We start from the raw sequence: 20,256 nt of genomic DNA, 5'->3' as shown, positions 1-20,256 counted from the left end.
CACGTACCGCAGCCCGTTTTGATGAGCGCCGACCACCGCCTGTCCCACCTCGATCGCCTGGAAGCCGAGAGCATCCACATCCTCCGGGAGGTGGCCGCGGAGTTCCGCAATCCCGTGCTGCTGTATTCGGTGGGCAAGGACAGCTCGGTGCTGCTGCACCTGCTGCTCAAGGCGTTCGCGCCGGCCCGCCCGCCCATCCCGCTCCTGCACGTGGACACGCGCTGGAAGTTCCGGGAGATGATCGCGTTCCGGGATCGCCGTGTGGCCGAGACCGGTGTCGAATTGCGGGTGCACATCAATCCCGACGGCATCGCCCAGGGCATTGGCCCGATCAGCCATGGCGCGACCGTGCATACCGACGTGATGAAGACCCAGGGCCTGAAGCAGGCGCTGGATCAGCACGGCTTCGACGCGGCCATCGGCGGCGCCCGCCGCGACGAGGAGAAATCCCGCGCCAAGGAGCGCGTGTTCTCCTTCCGCAACGATCGCCACCGCTGGGATCCGAAGAACCAGCGACCCGAACTCTGGAACCTCTACAACGCCCGTATCCACAAGGGCGAGAGCGTGCGGGTGTTCCCGTTGTCCAACTGGACCGAACTGGACATCTGGCTGTACATCTACCGCGAGGGCATCCCGGTGGTGCCCTTGTACTTCGCCGCCGAGCGGCCGGTGGTGGAACGCGACGGCGCGCTGATCCTGGTGGACGACGAACGCCTGCCGCTGCGCGAGGGCGAACAGCCGCAATCGCGGCGGGTGCGCTTCCGCACCCTGGGCTGCTATCCGCTGACCGGCGCGATCGAGTCCGACGCCGATACCCTGGAAAAGATCATCGCCGAGATGCTGGTCACGACCTCATCCGAGCGGCAGGGCCGCGTGATCGATCACGAACCCGGCGCGTCGATGGAGAAGAAGAAGCTGGAGGGGTATTTCTGATGAAGCCGGGATTCGGGATGACCGGCCATCCGGCCGTTGAAAACCGGGATTCGGGATTGGGGAAAGCGGGAAGCGATCCGCTGGCGGAGGCGCCTGCTGTTGCGAATCCCGAATCCCGAATCCTCAATCCCGAACATACCAGCATCGCCGCCTATCTCCGCCAGCATGAAGCCAAGCCGCTGCTGCGCTTCATCACCTGCGGCAGCGTCGACGATGGCAAGAGCACCCTGATTGGCCGCCTGCTCCACGACAGCAAGCGCCTGTTCGACGACCAGCTCGCGGCGCTGGAAACAGACAGTCGCCGGCATGGCACCCGCGGGGGCGAGATCGACTACGCCCTGCTGCTGGACGGCCTGGCGGCCGAGCGCGAACAGGGCATCACCATCGACGTGGCCTACCGCTATTTCGACACCGAGCGGCGCAAGTTCATCGTCGCCGACTGCCCGGGCCACGAACAGTACACCCGCAACATGGCGACCGGCGCGTCCACCGCCGATGTGGCGGTGGTGCTGGTCGATGCGCGCAAGGGCGTGCTGACCCAGACCCGGCGGCACAGCTACATCGTCTCGCTGCTGGGCATCCGCCATGTGGTGCTGGCGGTCAACAAGATGGATCTGGTGGATTTCGATCCGGCCGTGTTCGAGGCCATCGCCAGCGAGTATCGCGCGCTGGCCACGCAGCTGGGCATCGCCGACGTGCTGTGCGTGCCGTTGTCGGCGCTGGAAGGCGACAACCTGATCGAGCGTTCGCCGCGCACACCCTGGTACGACGGCCCCAGTCTGTTGCGGCATCTGGAAACGGTGCGGTTGGACGATGCGGCGGGCACCGGTGGATTCCGGCTGCCGGTGCAATGGATCAACCGTCCGCATCAGAATTTCCGTGGCTTCGCCGGCACGATCGCCGCCGGCCGCGTGGCGACGGGAGACGCGGTGGTGGTGCTGCCGTCCGGCCGCCGCTCGCGGATTGCCCAGGTGCTCGGGCCGGATGGCGATGTCGCGCAGGCGGAGGCGGGCGAAGCGATCACCGTGACCCTGGCCGACGAGATCGACATCAGCCGCGGCGACGTCATCGCCGCCGCCGACGATCCGCCGCAGGTCGCCGATCAGTTCGCCGCGCACGTGCTGTGGATGGACGATGCCGCGCTGCTGCCGGGGCGTCCGTACTGGCTGAAGATCGGCGCACGCACCGTGGCCGCCTCGATCAGCGAGATCAAGCACCGGGTCGACGTCAACAGCCAGGAACACCTGGCGGCCAAGCGCCTGGAACTCAACGAGGTCGGCTACTGCAACCTCAGCCTGGACGAACCGATCGCCTTCGCCCCGTACGCGGAGAACCACAGTCTTGGTGGCTTCATCCTGATCGATCGGCAGAGCAACCACACGGTCGCGATGGGGACGCTGGACTTCGCGCTGCGTCGCGCCGGCAACGTGCACTGGCAGCACCTGGACGTGGACAAGGCGGCGCGCGCGCGCATCAAGGGCCAGCAACCGCGGGTGCTGTGGTTCACCGGCCTGTCGGGCGCCGGCAAGTCGACCGTCGCCAACCTGGTCGACAAGCGCCTGCACGCGCTGGGCTACCACAGCTTCCTGCTCGACGGCGACAACGTGCGCCATGGCCTCAACCGCGACCTCGGCTTCACCGCCGAGGATCGGGTGGAGAACATCCGTCGCGTGGCCGAGGTCGCCAGGCTGATGACCGATGCCGGGCTGATCGTGCTGGTCAGCTTCATCTCCCCGTTCAGGGCGGAACGGCAGATGGCGCGTGAACGATTCGGCGAGGACGAGTTCCTGGAGATCTTCGTCGACGTGCCGCTGGCGGTCGCCGAAGCGCGCGACGTCAAGGGCCTGTATCGCAAGGCGCGCGCCGGCCTGATCCCGAACTTCACCGGCATTGACTCGCCGTACGAAGCACCGGAACATCCGGACCTGCGGCTGGATGCCGGTGCCGAGAGCCCGGAGCAGTTGGCGCTGCGGGTACTCGAAAAACTGGGACTGGCCTAGCGATCCGGCGTTGTACAAGGGTCGTTAGTCATGGCCCTGTCAACGCCCTTGTGCGCTTTTTCGTTCATGGCGTGAAGGTAAACTTCACGTGATAACGATCATTACGGTACATGCATGCTGAGCCGAACCGGATTGCGGGCGACGCTGGCCGTCGCCGCGTCGATGTTCCTGTTGACCGCCTGCGGAGGAAAGTCCGCCGATGCGGGTGGAGGCAGGCAGGGCGGTGATCGGCCGGTGCCGGTGACCACCCAGGTGGTCCAGCCCTCGGCCTGGAGCGACACCCTGGAAGCGCTGGGCACCGCCAAGGCCCGCGAATCGGTCACCCTGACCGCCAAGGTCAGCGAGATCGTGCAGGACGTGCATTTCGAAAGCGGGCAGGACGCCAAGGCCGGACAGGTGCTGGTGACCCTGCGCGGGGACGCCGCCAAGGCGTCGCTGGAGCAGGCCGAGGCGACCTACGCCGAAGCCGACCGGCTGTACCGCCGGCAGAAGGAACTGGCCCAACAGCAACTGGTCGCCCGCTCGACCCTGGACACCCAACTGGCCCTGCGTGACGCCGCCGCCGCGCGCGTGCAGCAGATGAAGGCCGACATCGGCGATCGCAGCGTACGCGCGCCGTTCGCCGGCGTGCTCGGCATCCGCCAGGTGAGTCCGGGTTCGCTGATCACCGCCAGTACCGTCATCGCCACTCTCGACGATGTCTCGCGCATGTACGTGGACTTCCAGGTGCCGGAAGCCGCGCTGGCCACGATCGGCAGCGGCGATGCGGTGAGCGCGACCACCGCCGCATGGCCGGGGCGCAAGTTCGAGGGCACGGTGGAGACCGTCGATGCCCGGGTCGATCCGGCCACCCGCGCGGTCACCGTGCGCGCGGTGTTCGCCAACCCGGATCGCGCGCTGCGCCCGGGCATGCTGCTGAACGTCAATCTGTTCCGGCCCGAGCGGCAGGCGCTGGTGATTCCCGAGATCGCGGTGGTGCAGGTGGGCCGCGACACGTTCGTGTACCGGGTCAAGGCCGACGCCAGCGTGGAGCAGGCGATGGTGAACACCGGTGTGCGTCGCGAGGGCCGGGTGGAGATCACCGGGGGCCTGAAGCCGGGCGAGCGCATTGTCGTGGACGGCACTGGCAAGCTGCGTCCGGGCGCGAAGATCGCGGACGCCGCCACACCCGTCAAACGGGACTGAACCATGAAGCTGTCCGACCTGTCGATCAAGCGGCCCGTGCTGGCCGTGGTGATGAGCCTGCTGCTGATCGTGCTGGGCGTGATGTCGTTCATGCGCCTGACCTTGCGCGAGCTGCCCAACATCGATCCGCCGGTGGTGTCGGTGGAGGTGACCTACCCGGGCGCCTCGGCGGCGGTGGTCGAGACCCGCGTCACCCAGATCCTGGAGGACGCGCTGGCCGGCATCGAAGGCATCGAGACCATCGAATCGCGCAGCTCCAATGGACGCTCGCAGGTCACCATCGAATTCACCCTCACCCGCGACATCGAGGCCGCCGCCAACGACGTGCGCGACAAGGTCAGCCGGGTGATGGATCGCATGCCGGACGAAGCGGATCCACCGGAAGTGCAGAAGGTGGAAGCGGATGCGGACGTGATCCTGTGGTTGAACATGAGTTCGACCAGGATGGATACGCTGCAGCTGACCGACTATGCCGATCGCTACATCGTCGATCAGCTGTCGGCGCTGGACGGTGTGGCGCAGGTGCGCATCAGCGGCGCGCAGCGCTACGCCATGCGGATCTGGCTGGACCGTGCGGCGATGGCCGCGCGCGGCATCACCGCCAGCGACGTGGAGGCGGCCCTGCGCCGCGAGAACATCGAACTGCCGGCCGGTCGCATCGAATCGGAAACCCGCGACTTCACCCTGCGGGTGGAACGCGGCTACATGACCGCCGAACAGTTCGCGCGGATGCCGCTGACCAAGGGCACCGATGGCTACGTGGTGCGGGTGGGCGACGTGGCCAAGGTCGAACTGACCACCGCGGAACGCCGCGCCTATTTCCGCAGCAACGGCCAGCCCAACGTCGGTCTGGGCATCGTCAAGACCTCGACCGCCAACGCGCTGGACGTGGCGCGGGCCGCGCGCGCGGCGGCCGAGCGCATCCGTCCGACCCTGCCGGAAGGCACCAACATCTTCGTCGCCTACGACAGCACCGTGTTCATCGAGGCCTCGGTGGAACGCGTCTACGCCACCCTGGTGGAGGCGATGATCCTGGTGTTCGCGGTGATCTGGCTGTTCCTGGGCAGCCTGCGCGCGGCGCTGATTCCCGCGGTGACCGTGCCGGTCTGCCTGATCACCTCGTTCATCGCCCTGTATGCGTTCGGCTTCTCCATCAACCTGTTGACCCTGTTGGCGCTGGTGTTGTGCATCGGTCTGGTGGTGGACGACGCCATCGTGGTGCTGGAGAACGTCCAGCGCCGCGCCGATCTCGGCGAGCCGCCGCTGGTGGCCGCGCGCCGCGGTACCGCGCAGGTGGCTTTCGCGGTCATCGCCACCACCGCGGTGCTGGTGGCGGTGTTCCTGCCGGTCGGCTTCATGGAAGGCAACACCGGCCGCCTGTTCCGGGAGCTGTCGGTGGCGCTGGCGGCGGCGGTGGCGATTTCGGCCTTCGTCGCCCTGACCCTGACCCCGATGATGTCCTCCAAGCTGGTCCGTCCGCACAGCAAGCCGAAGGGCTTCAACGCCTGGATGAACCGCCAGCTGGCCCGGCTCAGCGAGGGCTACGGCCATCAAGTGCAGCGGCTGGTGGCGATGCCGGGACGGCGGATCCTGTTGATCCTGCTGGTGGCCATGGGGACCTGCCTGGCGCTGGCGGCGGTGCTGGGCCTGCGCGTGCCGAAGGAGCTGGCGCCGATGGAGGATCGCGGCTCGTTCTTCGTCTCCATCCAGGGACCGGAAGGTGCGGGCTTCGACTACACCGTGAAACAGATCCAGCAGGTGGAACATCTGTTCGCCGACAACATCGGCGAAGGCAAGCCGATCCAGCGCGCCAACGCCCGCGTGCCGGGCGGCTTTGGCGCCAGCGAGGAAATGCATACCGGCCAGGTGATCGTGTTCCTGCAGGACTGGAGCAAGCGTCACGAGAGCACCACCGAGGTGCTGGAATCGGTGCGCGGCCAACTGGAGAAGATGCCGGGCATCCGCGCCCAGCCCTCCCAGCGCACCGGTCTGGTCCGCGGCGGCGGGCAGCCGTTCCGGATGGTGCTTGGTGGTCCGGACTACAACGAACTGTCGCAGTGGCGCGATCGGATGATGGCGCGCATGGAGCAGAACCCCGGCCTCTACGGCGTGGATTCGGACTACAAGGAAACCCGGCCGCAGATGCGGGTCAACATCGACCGCAGCCGCGCGGCGGATCTGGGCGTGTCGGTGCAGGAGATCGGCCGCACCCTGGAGACCATGATGGGTTCGCGCCAGGTCACCACCTTCGTCGACAACGGCGAAGAGTACGACGTGCTGATGCAGGCCGACCGCGAACGCCGCTCGTCGCCGGCCGACCTGACCAATACCTACGTGCGCGGAAGTTCGGGCGACCTGATCCCGCTTTCCAACCTGGTGACCCTGTCGGAAATCGCCGAACCGGGCAGTTTCAATCGCTTCAACCGGCTGCGCGCGATCACCCTGACCGCCTCGCTGGCGCCGGGCTACACCCTGGGCGAGGCGATGGACTGGGCCCAGCAGACCGCACAGGCGGAACTGCCCGACTACGCCCAGATCGACTGGAAGGGCGAATCCCGCGAGTACCTGAAGGCCGGTGGCGCGGTACTGCTGACCTTCACCCTCGCGTTGCTGATCGTCTATCTGGTGCTGGCGGCGCAGTTCGAGAGCTTCATCCATCCGCTGGTGATCATGCTGACCGTGCCGCTGGCGGTACTGGGCGCGCTGATCGGCCTGTGGGTCACCGGCGGCACCCTCAACCTGTTCAGTCAGATCGGCATCGTGATGCTGATCGGCCTGGCGGCGAAGAACGGCATCCTCATCGTCGAGTTCGCCAACCAGTTGCGCGACGAAGGCATGAGCGTGGCCCGCGCCATCGCCGAATCCTCGAAGGTGCGCCTGCGCCCGATCCTGATGACGTCGGTGGCCACGGTGATGGGCGCGGTGCCGCTGGTGGTGGCCGGCGGACCGGGCTCGGCCAGCCGCGCGACGATTGGCGTGGTGGTCATCTTCGGCGTCTCCTTCTCCACCTTGCTGTCGCTGTACGTGGTGCCGGCGTTCTACGCGCTGCTGGCGCCGTTCACGCGTTCTCCCGAGGCCGTGGCGCACGAACTGCGGCGGCTGGAAGACGAAACTCCCCCGGTAGGCGGTCATGGTTGATCTGGAAGGCACGGAAGAGCACACGATTGAGGGCGATGGATTCAGGCTGCGGCCGTGGCGTGCGGAAGACGCGCGCTGGCTGCTCCGCCACGCCAACGACGCGCAGGTGGTGCGCGGCCTGAGCGAACGTTTCCCGCATCCGTACCGGCGCGAGGATGCCTGGCGCTTCCTCGCCGGCGAGGTAGTGGACCTGAATGACCCCGTGTTCGCCATCGACATCGACGGCCGCGCCTGCGGCGGCATCGGTGCGCATCCGCGCCAGGGCGAGCGCGCCGGCAGCGCCGAGATGGGTTACTGGCTGGGCCGCCGCTACTGGGGCAGGGGCCTGATGAGCCGGGTGGTGGCCGCCTACGTGCCGTGGGTGATGGAGCACCTGCAGCTGCACCGCGTGCAGGCCAACGTGCTGGACATCAACCCGGCCTCGGCGCGGGTGCTGCTCAAGAACGGATTCCAGGAAGAAGGCCTGCTGCGCCACGCCATCCGCAAGGATGGGCAACTGCACGACCTGCGCGTGTTCTCGCGCCTGCTGACGCCGACCCGGCACTGACGCCCGCACCACCGCGTTTCCCCTGTTCAGCGGGAGATTTTTCCCCGGCCGGGCTTCGCAGGCCGGGCCGATTGGTGGAGAATCGACCGGTACCCCGGTGACGGGGACTTTCTTTTTTGCGCTGGGGAGACTGCGTGGAAGCCATCATCAATGCCGTCAACGGCATCATCTGGAGCAAGGCACTGATCGTCATGTGCCTGGGCGCCGGCCTGTACTTCACCCTCCGTACCCGCTTCATGCAGGTGCGTGGTTTCGTCGAAATGCTGCGGTTGACGGTGAGCGGGCAGAAATCCGAAGCCGGTGTGTCCTCGTTCCAGGCGCTGGCCATGTCGATGGCCGGCCGCATCGGCATCGGCAACATCGCCGGCGTCGCCACCGCCATCGCGTTCGGCGGCCCCGGCGCGGTTTTCTGGATGTGGGTGATGGGTTTCCTGGGCGCGTCGACGTCCTATGTGGAATCGACGCTGGCGCAGATCTACAAGGTCAAGGACGCGGAAGGCCGCTACCGCGGTGGCCCGGCCTACTACATCGAAAAGGCCATGGGCCTGAAGTGGTACGCGTTGCTGTTCGCGATCGCCACCATCGCCGCCACCGGCTTCCTGATGCCCGGCGTACAGGCGAATGCGATCGCCGACAGCGCCGCCAACGTCTGCCAGGGCACCGCCCTGTGCGGTCCCATGGACGGCGAATGGCTCGGCATGCCGGCGCGTGACGCGTTCAAGCTGGGCATCGGCATCACCGTGTCGATCCTGCTGGCGGTGATCATCTTCGGCGGCGTCAAGCGCATCGCCAACTTCGCCGAGATCGTCGTGCCGTTCATGGCCGCCGGTTTCATCCTGATGGCGATCACGGTGATGGCGCTGAACGCCGAGCAGGTGCCGGAAATGTTCCGGATCATCTTCAGCAGCGCGTTCGGCACCCATGCCGCGTTCGGCGCGATCCTGGGCCTGGCGGTGGAGTGGGGCGTCAAGCGCGGCATCTACGCCAACGAGGCCGGCCAGGGCACCGGTCCGCACGCCGCCGCCGCCGCCGAGGTCTCGCACCCGGCCAAGCAGGGTTACGTGCAGGCCTTCGCGATCTACTTCGACACCATGATGGTGTGCACCTCGACCGCGTTCCTGGTGCTGACCACCGGCAAGTACAACGTCTACTCGCCCGACAAGGGCCCCCATCTGTACACCGGCATGCCGCCCGGCGTCGAGGAAGGTCCGGGCTACGCGCAGGCGGCGGTGGAATCGGTGCTGCCGGGCTGGGGCGCGGGTTTCGTGGCGGTGGCGCTGTTCTTCTTCGCCTTCACCACCATCATGGCCTATTACTACATGGCCGAGACCAACCTGAGCTACGTCAACGGCAACCGGCGTCGTCCGCTGACCGTGCTGCTGCTGCGGCTGGGCATCATCGGCATGGTCATCTTCGGTGCCTTCCACAACGCCAAGACCGCGTGGGCGCTGGGCGACATCGGCGTCGGCCTGATGGCCTGGCTCAACATCATCGCGATCCTGATCCTGCACAAGCCGGCGATGGCCGCGCTGCGCGACTACGAGCGGCAGAAGAAGCTGGGCCTGGATCCCGTCTTCGACCCGGACGTGGCGGGCGTTAAGAACGCGGACTTCTGGAAGAACCGGCACGGCTGACATGAGCAGTCCCTGGGACAAGCGACCTCCGCGTCCACGCGCCCCCGGCCACGCGTCGGCTTCCCGACCGCTGCGTGCGCCGCGTCCGCCCGCGGACGCCGATGAACCGCGCGCGCCGGCGGGAGCGCGCGACGAACTGCGCCTGTACGGCATCAACGCCGTGCGCGCGGTGTTCGAACGGCGGCCGGAAGCGATCCGCAAGATCTACCTGACCGAAGCGCGCATTCCGGCATTCAAGCCGTTGCTCGCCTGGTGCGTGAAGCAGCGGGTGGGCTACCGGGTGGTGGCCGAGGAGGATCTGGATCGCCTGGCCGCCAGCCAGCATCACGAAGGCATCGTCGCCGATGTGCGCAAGGCCGAACCGCAATTGCTGGGCGACTGGCTGCGCACGGTTCCGGCCGGACCGGCATCGGCCATCTGGCTGGATGGCGTCGGCAATCCGCACAACTTCGGCGCGATCCTGCGTTCGGCCGCGCACTTCGGCGTGTCGGCGATCCTGTTGCCGCCACAGGGCGGGCTGGCGCTGTCCGGCGCCGCCGCGCGCGTCGCCGAGGGCGGCGCCGAACGGGTGCCGCTGGTGCGGCTGGGCAACACCGCCAATGCCATCGCGCAATTGCGTGGCGCGGACTTCTCGCTGGCGGCCACGGTGGTGCGCGGTGGCGATGATCTGTTCGCCGCGCGCCTTCCGGAGCGATTGATCTACGTGATGGGCGCGGAAGGCGAAGGCATGGACGCACAGCTGGCGACGGCCTGCGACGCCCGCCTGTCCATCCCGGGCACCGGCGCGGTGGAGAGCCTCAACGTGGCGTCGGCGACGGCCGTGTTCCTGGCCCAGTGGGGACAGCGCCACGCGAAGGGCTGAGCGGGAACTCCCTCGCGGCATCCATCGCCGATGGCGCGTGCGGAAAAAAGAGCGGACCGAAAGGCCCGCTCTTTTTTCATGCCCGGTCAAAGGACATGCTCATTCCCGAGGCGGCTTGACCTGCTTGGGTTCGCTGCCGAAACCGCCCTCGGCTTCCGCCGCCAGATAGGCGAACACGGTGTAGGCGGCGACGTTCTGCGCCAGCGCCTTGGGATCGATCTTGTCCAGGGTGTCGTCGGCGGTGTGGTGCAGGTTGAAGTAGTCGGTGCCGTCCTGCGCCAGCCAACCCCAGGCCAGGCCCTGCGCGGCGAACGGACTGATATCGGGGCCCGGACCGCCCTTGTCGGCCTGGTATTCGATGCCCAGCGGCGCCAGCGCTTCGGCGATCTGGCGGGTCGCGTCGCGGGCGTAATCCGGTGCGCTGGTGTTGAACGCGTAGATGCGGCCGGCGCCGAAATCGCTCTCCGCGCCGATCTGGTGCAGGCGCACGTCGGCGGCATGCTTTTCCGCATACGCGCGGCCGCCATACAGGCCCTGTTCCTCGTTGGCGAAGGCGATCACCCGGATGGTGCGCTTCGGCGCCTGCTTCAGCCGTCCGATCAGGTGTCCGGCGGCCATGGTCAGGGCGACACCGGCACCATCATCGATGGCCCCCGTGCCCAGATCCCAGGAATCCAGATGGCCGCCGATGACCACCACTTCCTTCGGCAGGCTGCGCCCGGTGATTTCGCCGATCACGTTGTAGGAGGTGGCTTCGCCATCCCAGCCGCAGTCCAGCGCCATCCGCACCTTCACCGGACCACGCGTCAGCAGGCGCGCCAGCTGATCGGCGTCGGGAATGGTCAGCGACGCCGACGGCACCGGGGTCAGGCCATCGTCGAAGCGGGTGATGCCGGTATGCGCGACGCGGTGATTGTCGGTGCCGGCCGAGCGCATCAGATAGCCGATGGCGCCCTTGCGGATGGCCGCCGACGGGCCGCGCGAGCGGATCGCGCCGCCGTTGCGGTAGTCGCTGCCGGAGCGATCCGCCTTCATCTGGTAATCGACGAAGGCGATCTTGCCGGCCAGCGATCCCGCCGGCGCGGCCTCCAGCGCGGCCAGATCGGCGAAGCGCACGATCTCGGCTTCCACCGTGCCGCCGGGGCTGCCGCCAAGCGCGGTGACGGTGAGCGGCTGCGGATGCGTACCCAGCACCGAGGCCTGTTCGCTGCGGCGTTCCCATTTGGGGAAGGTCACCGGCTCGGTCCATACCTTGTCGAAGCCCAGCGCCTTGAATTTGGCGGTGGCCCAGGCCACCGCGCGCGCGTCGGCTTCGCCGCCGGCCAGGCGCGGGCCGACCTCGGTGGTCAGCGATTCCACCACTTTCCAGCCGGTATCGTCGGCCAGCGCCTGCTCGCGCAGCTGCGCGGCGGTGGTCAGGGCGGCGTCGGGGATGCGGGTGGGTTTCTGCGCGGCGTGCGCGAGGGGAGCGGACAAGGACAGGCTGAGGGCGATCAACAACGGCGTCAGACGCATGGAGTACCCCTGGGATCAGGCTGGAAACTGGCTGGGAGCTGGTTGGAAAGGGGAAAGCCGCGAGCCTGGCAGCCCGCGGCTTTCCCCGATTGTGAAACAGGTCGTGGCTTACTTCTTCAGCGAATCGCGGATCTCGCGCAGCAGCAGGACGTCCTCCGGCGTGGCGGCCGGCGCTTCCGGCGCCTTCTTGTGCAGGCGGTTGACCGCCTTGACCAGCAGGAAGATGGCGAAGGCGACGATGACGAACTGGATCAGCGTGTTGATGAACTCGCCGAAGCCGATCACCACCGCCGGAACCTCCTTGCCGGCGGCGTCGATGGTGGCTTCCTTCAGCGTCCACACCCATTTGGAGAAATCCACGCCGCCGACCAGCAGGCCAATCGGCGGCATGATGATCTTGTCGACCAGCACGGTGACGATCTTGCCGAAGGCGGCGCCAATCACCACGCCGACCGCCAGATCGACAACGTTGCCGCGCGCGATGAAATCCTTGAACTCGCTGATCATGCCCATGCTGGTTGTCCTCGTGATCCGGGCGGTCGCGCCCGTTTGCGCGAAACTATACCGTGGCCGGTGAAGAACGCATCCTTTTCGGCACCCGGCGGCACCACGTCAGACGGTGATCGTGCCCTGCAGATCGACCACCCCGTCGAGCGAGGCGGTGAAGCGATCGCCGGGTTGCAGCGCGGCGACACCGGACGGGGTGCCCATGAAGATCAGGTCGCCCGCCTTGAGCGCGTAGAGCTTCGACAGTTCCTGGACGATCTCGGGTACGTCCCAGATCAGATCGGTCAGCGCGCTGTGCTGGCGCACCTGGCCGTTGATGGTCAGGGTCAGGGTGCGCGGCGCCAGTTCCCCCACGTCCGCCACGGGGATCAGTTCGCTGATCGGCGCCGAATGATCGAAGCCCTTGCCGGTATCCCAGGGCAAGCCCTTGGCCTTGGCCGCGCCCTGCAGATCGCGCCGGGTCAGATCCAGGCCGACGCCGTAGGCGATCACCAGCGCCTGCGCCTGGACGCCATCCAGTTCGCCCGGCGGCGCGTCGTGGCCGAGCGCGGCGACCAGTTCGACTTCGTGATGCAGATCGCGGGTGCCGGGCGGGTAGGGCACGTCCGCGTTGCCGGTGACGATGGCGTCGGCGGGCTTGTGGAAGAACACGGGTTGCCCGCGCTCGGCCTTCGAGGCCGGCGCGGCGGCGCCCATTTCGCGCGCGTGGTCGGCGAAGTTGCGGCCGACGCAGAAGATGCGGCGCACCGGAAAGGCGCCGCCACCGCGCACGGGTACGCGCGGAACAGGGGGAGCGGGGAACAGATCGGTCATGTCAGCGGCCGGCCGGCGCCGGGCAGGAAAACAGCCGCTGAGTGTAGGCGTCCGGCGCGATCAGCGCGACAGCGGGAGTACCGGTTTGCGCACCACCTGGTATTCGCCTTCGACCACGCGGTCACCGCCGCGCGCGATCGGCTTGCCGCGCTGCTTGAACAGCTTGTAGAGCAGGCCGGCGGCGATCATCGCCGCGCCGACGAACACGCTGAAGAACACCAGCACGCACAGCACGCCCAGGCCCAGCAGGCCGATGGCCAGCCGCAGCAGCGGATGGCGCGGCTTGCGCGGCGCGAAGGCGGAACGGAAGGCATTGAACTGGAAGCTGCGTGCGAACATGGCGATGGGTCGTGACACAATGCGGCCGGGGCCGGGTGGCGTGCAGTATCCGGTGACAAGAATATGACGGTGTGAGAAGTTCGTTAAGACAACCATGGCCCTGATTGCGCTGGACAGCATTGAAGACGGCGGTTTCGCCGAAGTCGAAGCCGAGATCGACGGAGATAGCGAGTCTCTGCTGCTCTTTCGGCAGGGTGGGGAAGTTCGCGCCTGGCTGAACGTGTGCCCGCACGCCGGCCGCCGACTGGATTGGGCGCCGGGCAAGTTCCTGAAAAGCAAGGATGGCCTGCTGGTCTGCGCCGCGCATGGCGCCTCGTTCGAGCTGCAGCGCGGGGATTGCGTGGCCGGCCCGTGCCGCGGCGATTCGCTGCGGGCCGTGCCGGTGCAGGTGGTCGAGGGGATGGTGCGGCTGGCGTGACGCGCACGGCCAGCCTGTGGGAGCGACGTCAGTCGCGATGATCCATGGGGGGCCGCTCAGGCAACAGCTCGCGACTGACGTCGCTCCCGCAGTCGAGGTGACAGGGGGCTAGCCCGCCCGGCCGTTCCACCAGAACAGCGCGTTGACGGCCAGCACCACCACCGCTGTGTAGATCAGCGACAGCGGACCACCGACGCGCCACATCTGCCGCGAGGTGTAGTTGGCGGGACCGGTGACCATCGAGATCACCGGGTTCGACGCGGTCATCAGGTTGTTGGATGCCGACAGCGCCACGATCAGCGCGAACGCGGTCGGATTGCCGCCAGCGGCCAGCGCCAGGTTGATCGCCATCGGCACCATCACGATGGTGGCGCCGACATGGCTGATCACCAGCGAGAAGCCGGTGGTGAGCAGCGCCACCGCGATTTCGATCAGCCAGACGGGCATGCCCTCGGGCAGGCGCTCGACGGTATGCCCGGCCACCCACGCCGCCGCGCCGCTGCTGTCCATCGCCCAGCCCAGCGGGATCAGGCCCGCCATCAGGAACACCGTCTTCCAGTTGATCGCCGCGTAGGCCTCGTCCATGCGCAGCACGCCGGTCAGCAGCATGCCGGCCACGCCGGTCATCAGGGTCAGCGAGACCGGCAGCTTCGAGGTCAGGGCGATGATGATGGTGACCGCGAAGATGGTCATCGCGATCTTGAACTTGTGCGGCCGCTGCTCGCCCTTGGGGTAGTCGGTCACCACCACGAAGTCGCGGCTCTCGGCGGCCTGGTGCAGGTCGGTCCAGATGCTGTGGAAGACCAGCATGTCGCCTGCGCGCAGCGGAATCTTGCGCACATCCTCGCGCAGCACCTTCTTGTCGCGGTTGATCGCCAGCAGGCTGATGCCGGCCTGTTTGCGCAGGCGCAGATCGGCGGCGGTCTTGCCGATCAGCTTGGAAGTGGGCGGGATCACCGCCTCGGAGATGCCGGCGCGGCTGGGATTGAACAGATCGCCGAAGTGCCGCAACCGCGAGGACATGCGCAGGAAATGGTTCTGCGCGAAGTCGGCCACCTGCTGGCGCGGGCCCATCACCCCCAGCACGCTGCCCACCCAGATGCGCATGTCCGCCGGCGGCGCCAGGCGGGTGTCGTTGCCGGTCTGCAGCGCCAGCATCAGCGGCGCGTCGTGCATGGCTTCCGCTTCGCCCAGCGACATGCCCACCAGCGGGCTTTCCGCGGTGACCAGCAGCTCGAACACGTCGCCCTCGATGCCGTAGGTGTTGGCGAAGTAGCTCTCGGTGCGCGCCGGGGTCACGCTGGTCTCGGTTTCGTCCTTCAGCTTCTTGTCGCCGTAGTAGCGGAAGTACAGCAACGACGCCAGCAGCAACGCCACACCAATGGGCAGCGGCGCGAACATGCGCAGTGGCTCCAGCGTGGCCATGCCGGAGGGGAGGTTGTTATTGGCCGAGACCAGCAGGTCGTTCAGCAGGATCAGCGGCGAGTTGCCGACCATGGTCAGCGCGCCGCCCATCACGATGGCCGCCGCGATCGGCAGCAGCAGGCGCTGCAGCGACAGCGAGGTGCGCGAGGACAGCCGCGAGGCGACGGGCATGAACAGCGCCATCACCGACGGGTTCTGCATGAACGAGGAATTGAGGCCGGCGATGGCGGTGGTCATCAGCAGCAGCCGCTGCTCGACCCCGTGGCCGCGCCGCAGCAGCCAGGAGGCCAGCCGGTTCAGCGCGCCGGTGCGGTCCAGGCCGGCGCCCAGGATCATGGTGGCGATGATGCTCATCACCGCGTTGCCGGAGAAGCCGCCGAAGATTTCCTCCGGCGCGATCAGGCCGGTGATGCCCAGGATCACCAGCACCACCAGCGCGACCAGGTCGGCGCGGATGCGCTCGAACAGGAACATCGCCATCGTGAAGCCGACCAGCCCGAGGACGAGCTTCATGTCGTTGGTCAGCGTCAGCGCGGTGGTCATCACGGCTGGGATTCGATATTCGGGATTTGGGATTCGGTAGAGCGGGCGCGCCGGTCGCGCGGGCCGGGTGCGGTGTCGGCGCGGTTGTCAGGCAATTTGGCGAAGACGTCCAATCCCGAATCCCTATTCCCTAATCCCGGTCATAAACCAGATCCCAGACGCCGTGACCCAGTTTCTGGCCGCGGGTCTCGAAGTGGGTCTGCGGCCGCCACGGTGGCCGCGGTACGTGGCCGCGCGGGCCGGCCCGGTTGCGCAGGCCGGGCGTGGCGTCGAACACGTCCCACATCTGCTCGGCATAGTCCTGCCAGTCGGTGGCCGCGTGCAAGCGTCCACCGACGCGCAGTCTGGTCGCCAGCAGGGCGGCGAAGCCAGGCTGGATCAGGCGGCGCTTGTTGTGGCGCTTCTTGTGCCAGGGATCGGGGAAGTAGATGCGGATTTCATCCAGCGAGCCGTCGGCGATCTCGTGCCGGAGCACTTCGACCGCGTCATGGTGGTAGAGCCGCACGTGATCGCTGTCGTCCTCGGCCAGCGCGTTCAGCAGCCGGCCGACGCCGGGCGCGTGCACTTCCAGGCCAATGTAGTCGCGATCCGGATCCTGCGCCGCGGCGAAGCGCAGTGCCTCGCCGTTGCCGAAGCCGATTTCCAGCACCCGCGGCGCCTGCCGGCCGAACACCGCGTCGTAGTCCTGCAACATGCCCGTGTAATGCAGCCCGAAGCGCGGCCAGAGGGTGTCGAAGGCGCGTTGCTGGGCTTCGGTGAAGCGGCCCTGGCGCAGCACGAAGCTGCGGATCTGGCGCCGCCCTTCCTCCACCGTGAACGGCTTGGGCGGGGTCTTGGCGCCGGGGCTGGAGAATGGATCGGTCATCGGGTCAGCCGATCAGGCCGTCGATGGGGCTGGAGGCCGACGCATTGCGCTTGCGCGGGATGCGTCCGGCCAGGAAGGCCTCGCGGCCAGCCTCGACCGCCTTGCGCATCGCGCTGGCCATCAGCACCGGATTGCGCGCCCCGGCGATGGCGGTGTTCATCAGCACGCCGTCGCAACCCAGCTCCATCGCGATGGCCGCGTCGGAGGCGGTGCCCACGCCGGCGTCGACCAGCACCGGAACCTTGGCGTTCTCGATGATTTCCAGCAGGTTGTACCTGTTCTGGATGCCCAGGCCCGAACCGATCGGCGCCGCCAGCGGCATCACCGCGACGCAGCCGATGTCCTCCAGCCTGCGGGCCAGGATCGGGTCGTCGCTGGTGTAGACCATCACCTGGAAGCCGTCGGCCACCAGTTGCTCGGCCGCGGCCAGGGTCTGCACGACGTCCGGATACAGGGTTTTCTGATCGCCCAGCACTTCCAGCTTGACCAGGGTGTGGCCGTCCAGCAGTTCGCGGGCCAGCCGGCAGGTGCGCACCGCGTCATCGGCGGTGTAGCAGCCGGCGGTGTTGGGCAGGATGGTGTAGCGATCCGGCGGCAACACCTCGAGCAGGTTGGGCTCGTTGGGCGACTGGCCCAGGTTGGTGCGGCGGATGGCGACGGTGACGATTTCGGCGCCCGCGGCCTCGGTGGCCAGGCGGGTTTCCTCGAAATCCTTGAATTTGCCGGTGCCGGTGAGCAGGCGTGAACGGTAGGTTTTTCCCGCAATGACCAGCGGGTCGGTGTGGGTATCGTGAGACATCGGCGGATTATCGCCGATCCCGGCCGGGCGTGCGTGAGCCGAGGGACGCGGGGCGCCGGAAAAGCGGGAGCGGCGTCGCGGTGGTCATCGGATTGACCCGCCGCGGTCACCCCGACGACATATCAGCCGGCCACCATCCCGTCGATCACGGCGTGGCCCTGTCGCCGCGCGATCGCTCTTCCTCCCCCAGGAAACAACCATGCCCATACGCCTCCACCGCCTCGGCGGTTCGATTCGCTGCGTCCTCGCGTCCGGCGCCTGTTTCACCGCCGGCCTGCTGCCCGTCCATGCCCAGGAGGCCGCGGCCACCGCCACGACCGCCAGTGCCAAGCAACTGGATACCGTCATCGTCACCGGCCGCGCCGGCGTGAAGGAGCGCAGCAAGGCCGAGACCAGCTACTCGATCACCGGCATCGACGAGGAGCGGCTGCGCCTGCAGGCACCCACCAGCGTCACCGAATCGCTGAAGAGCGTGCCGGGCTTCTGGGTCGAGGCGTCCGGTGGCGAGGCCAGCGGCAACGTCCGCGCGCGCGGCGTGCCGGTCGATGGTTTCGGTTCGATCACCCTGCTTGACGATGGCATGCCGGTGCAGCACGACCCCGCGCTGGGTTATCTCAACGGCGATCAGGCATTCCGCCTGGACGAGACCACCGAACGCATCGAAGTGGTGCGCGGCGGGCCATCCTCGATCTTCTATTCCAACGCCCCCGCCGGCGCGGTCAACTACATTCCGCGCCAGCCGGGCGATCGCACCGAGGGTGTGTTCAAGTACACCCTCGGCGACTACGGCCTGCACCGCGGCGACTTCTGGGTCGGCACGCCGGTCGGCCAGGACTGGAAGCTGTCGCTGGGCGGCTATTACCGCCAGGACGACGGCGTGCGCGATCCCGGCTTCAAGGCCAACGACGGCGGGCAGGTGCGACTGAACCTGGTGCGCGCGCTGGACGGCGGCAGCCTGTCCTTCGACGTCAAGCACATGGATGACAAGGTGATGCTGTACCTGGGCATCCCGATGCGCACCACCGGCGGGAAGATCCGCGCGGTCCCGGGCTTCGACGGCAACCACGGCACCCTGGCCGGACCGGAAACCGAACACGTGCGCATGCGCATGGCCGATGGCGGAAGCTACGATTTCGACAACGGCGAGGGCACCCACGTCAAGCGCGACCAGTTCACGGTCAAGTTCGACAAGACCTTCGGCGATTGGCGCTTCGTGGACAGCGCGCGCTACAACGACACCGAGACCCAGCGCAACGGCATGTTCCCGAACGCGTTGCAGAGCGCCAGCTCGTTTCTGACGAACCGCGACAACCTGGCATTGCTGGCCCGCTATCCCGGCGCCACCGCGCTGCAGTTCCGCTACGCCAACGCGCCGGGCCAGGTCTACGACACCGCCAACCAGAACGGCAACGGCCTGATCGTCATCGGCGGCCTGCGCGGCGTCACCGCGCCGGTGAAGGAACTGATGAACGATGCGCGCGTATCACGCCGGTTCGAGTTCGGCAGCCAGTCCCATGATCTGACCTTCGGCTACTACTACGCCAAGGTCGATCAGGACTTCGATCGCTATTCCTCCACCGTCCTGCTGGATGCGCGCGACAACGCCCGCCTGCTGGACCTGGTGGCGGTGGACGCCGGCGGCAATCCGGTGGCCACGATCAGCGACCACGGCGTCTGGCGCTACGGCTACGAATGGGAGAACGCCAGCGGGCGTTCGCAGACCCACGCGTTCTATCTGGCCGACGAATGGCAGGTCAACGACAAGCTGCGCATCGACGGCGGCGTGCGCTGGGAGAAGGTCAACGTGGAGGGCTGGGTGGAAGGCCGCGTGCAGCCGAACCTCACCGGCACCGGGCCGATCACCGACAGCCAGATGTGGATCGGCAACGGCCGCTTCTCGACCTACGACCGCGAATTCGACAAGGTCGGCTGGACGCTGGGCGGCAACTGGCAGTTCGACGAGTACTCGGGCCTGTTCGCGCGCTGGACCTCGACCTTCCGCCTGCCGAACCTGGGTTCGTTCATCACCAACGCGACCGCCAAGCCGGTGATCCAGACCATGGATCTGGGCGAGATCGGCTACAAGTTCACCCACCAGACGTTTGATCTCTTCGCCACCGCGTTTTTCACCCGATACGACAACGTCGGCTACAGCAACTACGTGTTCGACGCGAACACCGGCGCCTCCACCCGACAGGAACTGTTCGCGGACACGCGCACCTTCGGCCTGGAACTGGAGGCGGCCTACTACCCGGTCGACTGGTTCGACATCTCGATGACCGCGACCGTGCAGGAGCCCGAGTATCGCGGGCTGCGCTATACGGAAGTGGTCAATGGCCAGCCGGTGCTGCGCGACTTCGTCGGCAACCAGTTGATCCGGGTGCCGAAGAACAGCCTGCGGGTGGTGCCGGGTTTCAACCTGGCCGGCGGAAAGCTGCGCCTGCAGGCCTCCTACGAGCGGCAGGGCGAGCGCTACGTGGACACCGCCAACAGCGTGCGGCTGCCGTCCTACGACGTGATCAACCTCAGCGGTCGTTACGACATCGATGATCGCTGGTCGCTCTACGGCTACGTCGACAACCTCGACAACTCGCTGGGCCTGACGGAAGGCAACCCGCGCGCGGGCGAGGTCGCCAGTGGCGACGCGGGCGCCAATACCTTCATCGCGCGTCCGCTGCTGGGACGGTCGTACCGCATGGCGCTGATGTACCGCTTCTGATGGCGACACCACGG

Annotated in this window: 16 protein-coding genes; 9 read left to right on the top strand and 7 right to left on the bottom strand. The window is 67.5% G+C overall.

Translation table 11 applies throughout. From position 1 onward, the window contains the following. Positions 1-21 precede the first annotated feature (21 nt). The 7 genes from cysD (at position 22) to AC3DEZ_RS16235 (ending at position 10,299) form a co-directional block, all read left to right on the top strand. On the top strand, positions 22-933 hold the full coding sequence (cysD, locus tag AC3DEZ_RS16265; RefSeq protein ID WP_488389147.1) for a sulfate adenylyltransferase subunit CysD: 912 nt from the start codon (positions 22-24) through the stop codon (positions 931-933). After that, the gene (cysN, locus tag AC3DEZ_RS16260) at positions 933-2,933 is read left to right on the top strand and encodes a sulfate adenylyltransferase subunit CysN (RefSeq protein ID WP_488389146.1); all 2,001 of its coding nucleotides are present in this window, start codon (positions 933-935) and stop codon (positions 2,931-2,933) included. Before cysD ends, cysN begins: the two co-directional genes overlap by 1 nt. A 114-nt stretch (positions 2,934-3,047) precedes the next feature. After that, positions 3,048-4,118 (top strand): efflux RND transporter periplasmic adaptor subunit, encoded by a 1,071-nt coding sequence (locus AC3DEZ_RS16255; protein ID WP_488389145.1) that lies wholly within the window; start codon positions 3,048-3,050, stop codon positions 4,116-4,118. A gap of 3 nt (positions 4,119-4,121) precedes the next feature. Continuing rightward, entirely contained in the window at positions 4,122-7,256 is a 3,135-nt protein-coding gene (locus AC3DEZ_RS16250; RefSeq protein ID WP_488389144.1) for an efflux RND transporter permease subunit, read from the top strand. Next, entirely contained in the window at positions 7,249-7,803 is a 555-nt protein-coding gene (locus tag AC3DEZ_RS16245) for a GNAT family N-acetyltransferase (RefSeq protein WP_488389143.1), read from the top strand. Before AC3DEZ_RS16250 ends, AC3DEZ_RS16245 begins: the two co-directional genes overlap by 8 nt. Positions 7,804-7,937: 134 nt before the next feature. Then, positions 7,938-9,437, top strand: a complete 1,500-nt coding sequence (locus tag AC3DEZ_RS16240; RefSeq protein ID WP_488389142.1) for an alanine/glycine:cation symporter family protein — start codon at positions 7,938-7,940, stop codon at positions 9,435-9,437. 1 nt (position 9,438) lies between these two features. Next, positions 9,439-10,299, top strand: coding sequence for a TrmH family RNA methyltransferase (locus AC3DEZ_RS16235; RefSeq protein ID WP_488389141.1), 861 nt, complete (start codon positions 9,439-9,441; stop codon positions 10,297-10,299). 99 nt (positions 10,300-10,398) lie between these two features. On the opposite strand, the gene AC3DEZ_RS16230 is transcribed toward AC3DEZ_RS16235, so the two are convergent. The 4 genes from AC3DEZ_RS16230 to AC3DEZ_RS16215 form a co-directional block, all read right to left on the bottom strand. Next, entirely contained in the window at positions 10,399-11,814 is a 1,416-nt protein-coding gene (locus AC3DEZ_RS16230; RefSeq protein WP_488389140.1) for a M20/M25/M40 family metallo-hydrolase, read from the bottom strand. A 108-nt stretch (positions 11,815-11,922) separates the two neighbouring features. Continuing rightward, complete coding sequence (mscL, locus tag AC3DEZ_RS16225; RefSeq protein WP_447104788.1) at positions 11,923-12,327, bottom strand: large-conductance mechanosensitive channel protein MscL; 405 nt, start codon at positions 12,325-12,327, stop codon at positions 11,923-11,925. Positions 12,328-12,426: 99 nt separating this feature from the next. Beyond that, positions 12,427-13,134, bottom strand: coding sequence for a fumarylacetoacetate hydrolase family protein (locus tag AC3DEZ_RS16220; RefSeq protein ID WP_488389139.1), 708 nt, complete (start codon positions 13,132-13,134; stop codon positions 12,427-12,429). A gap of 60 nt (positions 13,135-13,194) precedes the next feature. Beyond that, positions 13,195-13,473, bottom strand: a complete 279-nt coding sequence (locus AC3DEZ_RS16215) for a hypothetical protein (RefSeq protein ID WP_440469149.1) — start codon at positions 13,471-13,473, stop codon at positions 13,195-13,197. A gap of 94 nt (positions 13,474-13,567) precedes the next feature. Between AC3DEZ_RS16215 and AC3DEZ_RS16210 the strand changes: the two genes are divergently transcribed. Then, positions 13,568-13,891, top strand: coding sequence for a Rieske (2Fe-2S) protein (locus tag AC3DEZ_RS16210; RefSeq protein WP_488389138.1), 324 nt, complete (start codon positions 13,568-13,570; stop codon positions 13,889-13,891). A 108-nt stretch (positions 13,892-13,999) separates the two neighbouring features. Here the strand turns inward: AC3DEZ_RS16210 and AC3DEZ_RS16205 are convergent, their stop codons facing one another. From AC3DEZ_RS16205 to AC3DEZ_RS16195, 3 genes are all read right to left on the bottom strand, one after another. Further along, positions 14,000-15,859 carry an SLC13 family permease gene (locus AC3DEZ_RS16205; protein WP_447104791.1) on the bottom strand — a complete coding sequence of 620 codons (1,860 nt, stop codon included), beginning with the start codon at positions 15,857-15,859 and terminating at the stop codon, positions 14,000-14,002. Positions 15,860-15,989: 130 nt separating this feature from the next. Then, positions 15,990-16,724 (bottom strand): tRNA (guanosine(46)-N7)-methyltransferase TrmB, encoded by a 735-nt coding sequence (trmB, locus tag AC3DEZ_RS16200; protein WP_488389137.1) that lies wholly within the window; start codon positions 16,722-16,724, stop codon positions 15,990-15,992. A gap of 4 nt (positions 16,725-16,728) precedes the next feature. Beyond that, a complete protein-coding gene (locus AC3DEZ_RS16195; RefSeq protein ID WP_447104793.1) occupies positions 16,729-17,523 on the bottom strand; it encodes a thiazole synthase in 795 nt (264 codons plus the stop codon). A gap of 199 nt (positions 17,524-17,722) precedes the next feature. On the opposite strand from AC3DEZ_RS16195, the gene AC3DEZ_RS16190 reads away from it, so the two are divergent. Beyond that, complete coding sequence (locus tag AC3DEZ_RS16190; RefSeq protein ID WP_488389136.1) at positions 17,723-20,242, top strand: TonB-dependent receptor; 2,520 nt, start codon at positions 17,723-17,725, stop codon at positions 20,240-20,242. The last annotated feature ends 14 nt before the right edge of the window (positions 20,243-20,256 follow it).

It is taken from the genome of Pseudoxanthomonas sp. 134C1 (genome assembly GCF_057773065.1).
The sequence above is the reverse complement of the archived record's forward strand: the minus strand, read 5'-3'. Positions and strand labels throughout refer to the sequence as shown.

Bases quoted from the DNA above. Each gene is read 5' to 3' on its own strand.
- AC3DEZ_RS16220 (WP_488389139.1), bottom strand. From the start codon at position 13,134: ATGACCGATCTGTTCCCCGCTCCCCCTGTTCCGCGCGTACCCGTGCGC.
- AC3DEZ_RS16215 (WP_440469149.1), bottom strand. From the start codon at position 13,473: ATGTTCGCACGCAGCTTCCAGTTCAATGCCTTCCGTTCCGCCTTCGCG.
- cysD (WP_488389147.1), top strand. From the start codon at position 22: ATGAGCGCCGACCACCGCCTGTCCCACCTCGATCGCCTGGAAGCCGAG.
- AC3DEZ_RS16250 (WP_488389144.1), top strand. From the start codon at position 4,122: ATGAAGCTGTCCGACCTGTCGATCAAGCGGCCCGTGCTGGCCGTGGTG.
- AC3DEZ_RS16205 (WP_447104791.1), bottom strand. From the start codon at position 15,859: ATGACCACCGCGCTGACGCTGACCAACGACATGAAGCTCGTCCTCGGG.
- cysN (WP_488389146.1), top strand. From the start codon at position 933: ATGAAGCCGGGATTCGGGATGACCGGCCATCCGGCCGTTGAAAACCGG.
- AC3DEZ_RS16235 (WP_488389141.1), top strand. From the start codon at position 9,439: ATGAGCAGTCCCTGGGACAAGCGACCTCCGCGTCCACGCGCCCCCGGC.
- AC3DEZ_RS16255 (WP_488389145.1), top strand. From the start codon at position 3,048: ATGCTGAGCCGAACCGGATTGCGGGCGACGCTGGCCGTCGCCGCGTCG.
- mscL (WP_447104788.1), bottom strand. From the start codon at position 12,327: ATGGGCATGATCAGCGAGTTCAAGGATTTCATCGCGCGCGGCAACGTT.
- AC3DEZ_RS16195 (WP_447104793.1), bottom strand. From the start codon at position 17,523: ATGTCTCACGATACCCACACCGACCCGCTGGTCATTGCGGGAAAAACC.
- AC3DEZ_RS16230 (WP_488389140.1), bottom strand. From the start codon at position 11,814: ATGCGTCTGACGCCGTTGTTGATCGCCCTCAGCCTGTCCTTGTCCGCT.
- trmB (WP_488389137.1), bottom strand. From the start codon at position 16,724: ATGACCGATCCATTCTCCAGCCCCGGCGCCAAGACCCCGCCCAAGCCG.
- AC3DEZ_RS16245 (WP_488389143.1), top strand. From the start codon at position 7,249: ATGGTTGATCTGGAAGGCACGGAAGAGCACACGATTGAGGGCGATGGA.
- AC3DEZ_RS16210 (WP_488389138.1), top strand. From the start codon at position 13,568: ATGGCCCTGATTGCGCTGGACAGCATTGAAGACGGCGGTTTCGCCGAA.
- AC3DEZ_RS16190 (WP_488389136.1), top strand. From the start codon at position 17,723: ATGCCCATACGCCTCCACCGCCTCGGCGGTTCGATTCGCTGCGTCCTC.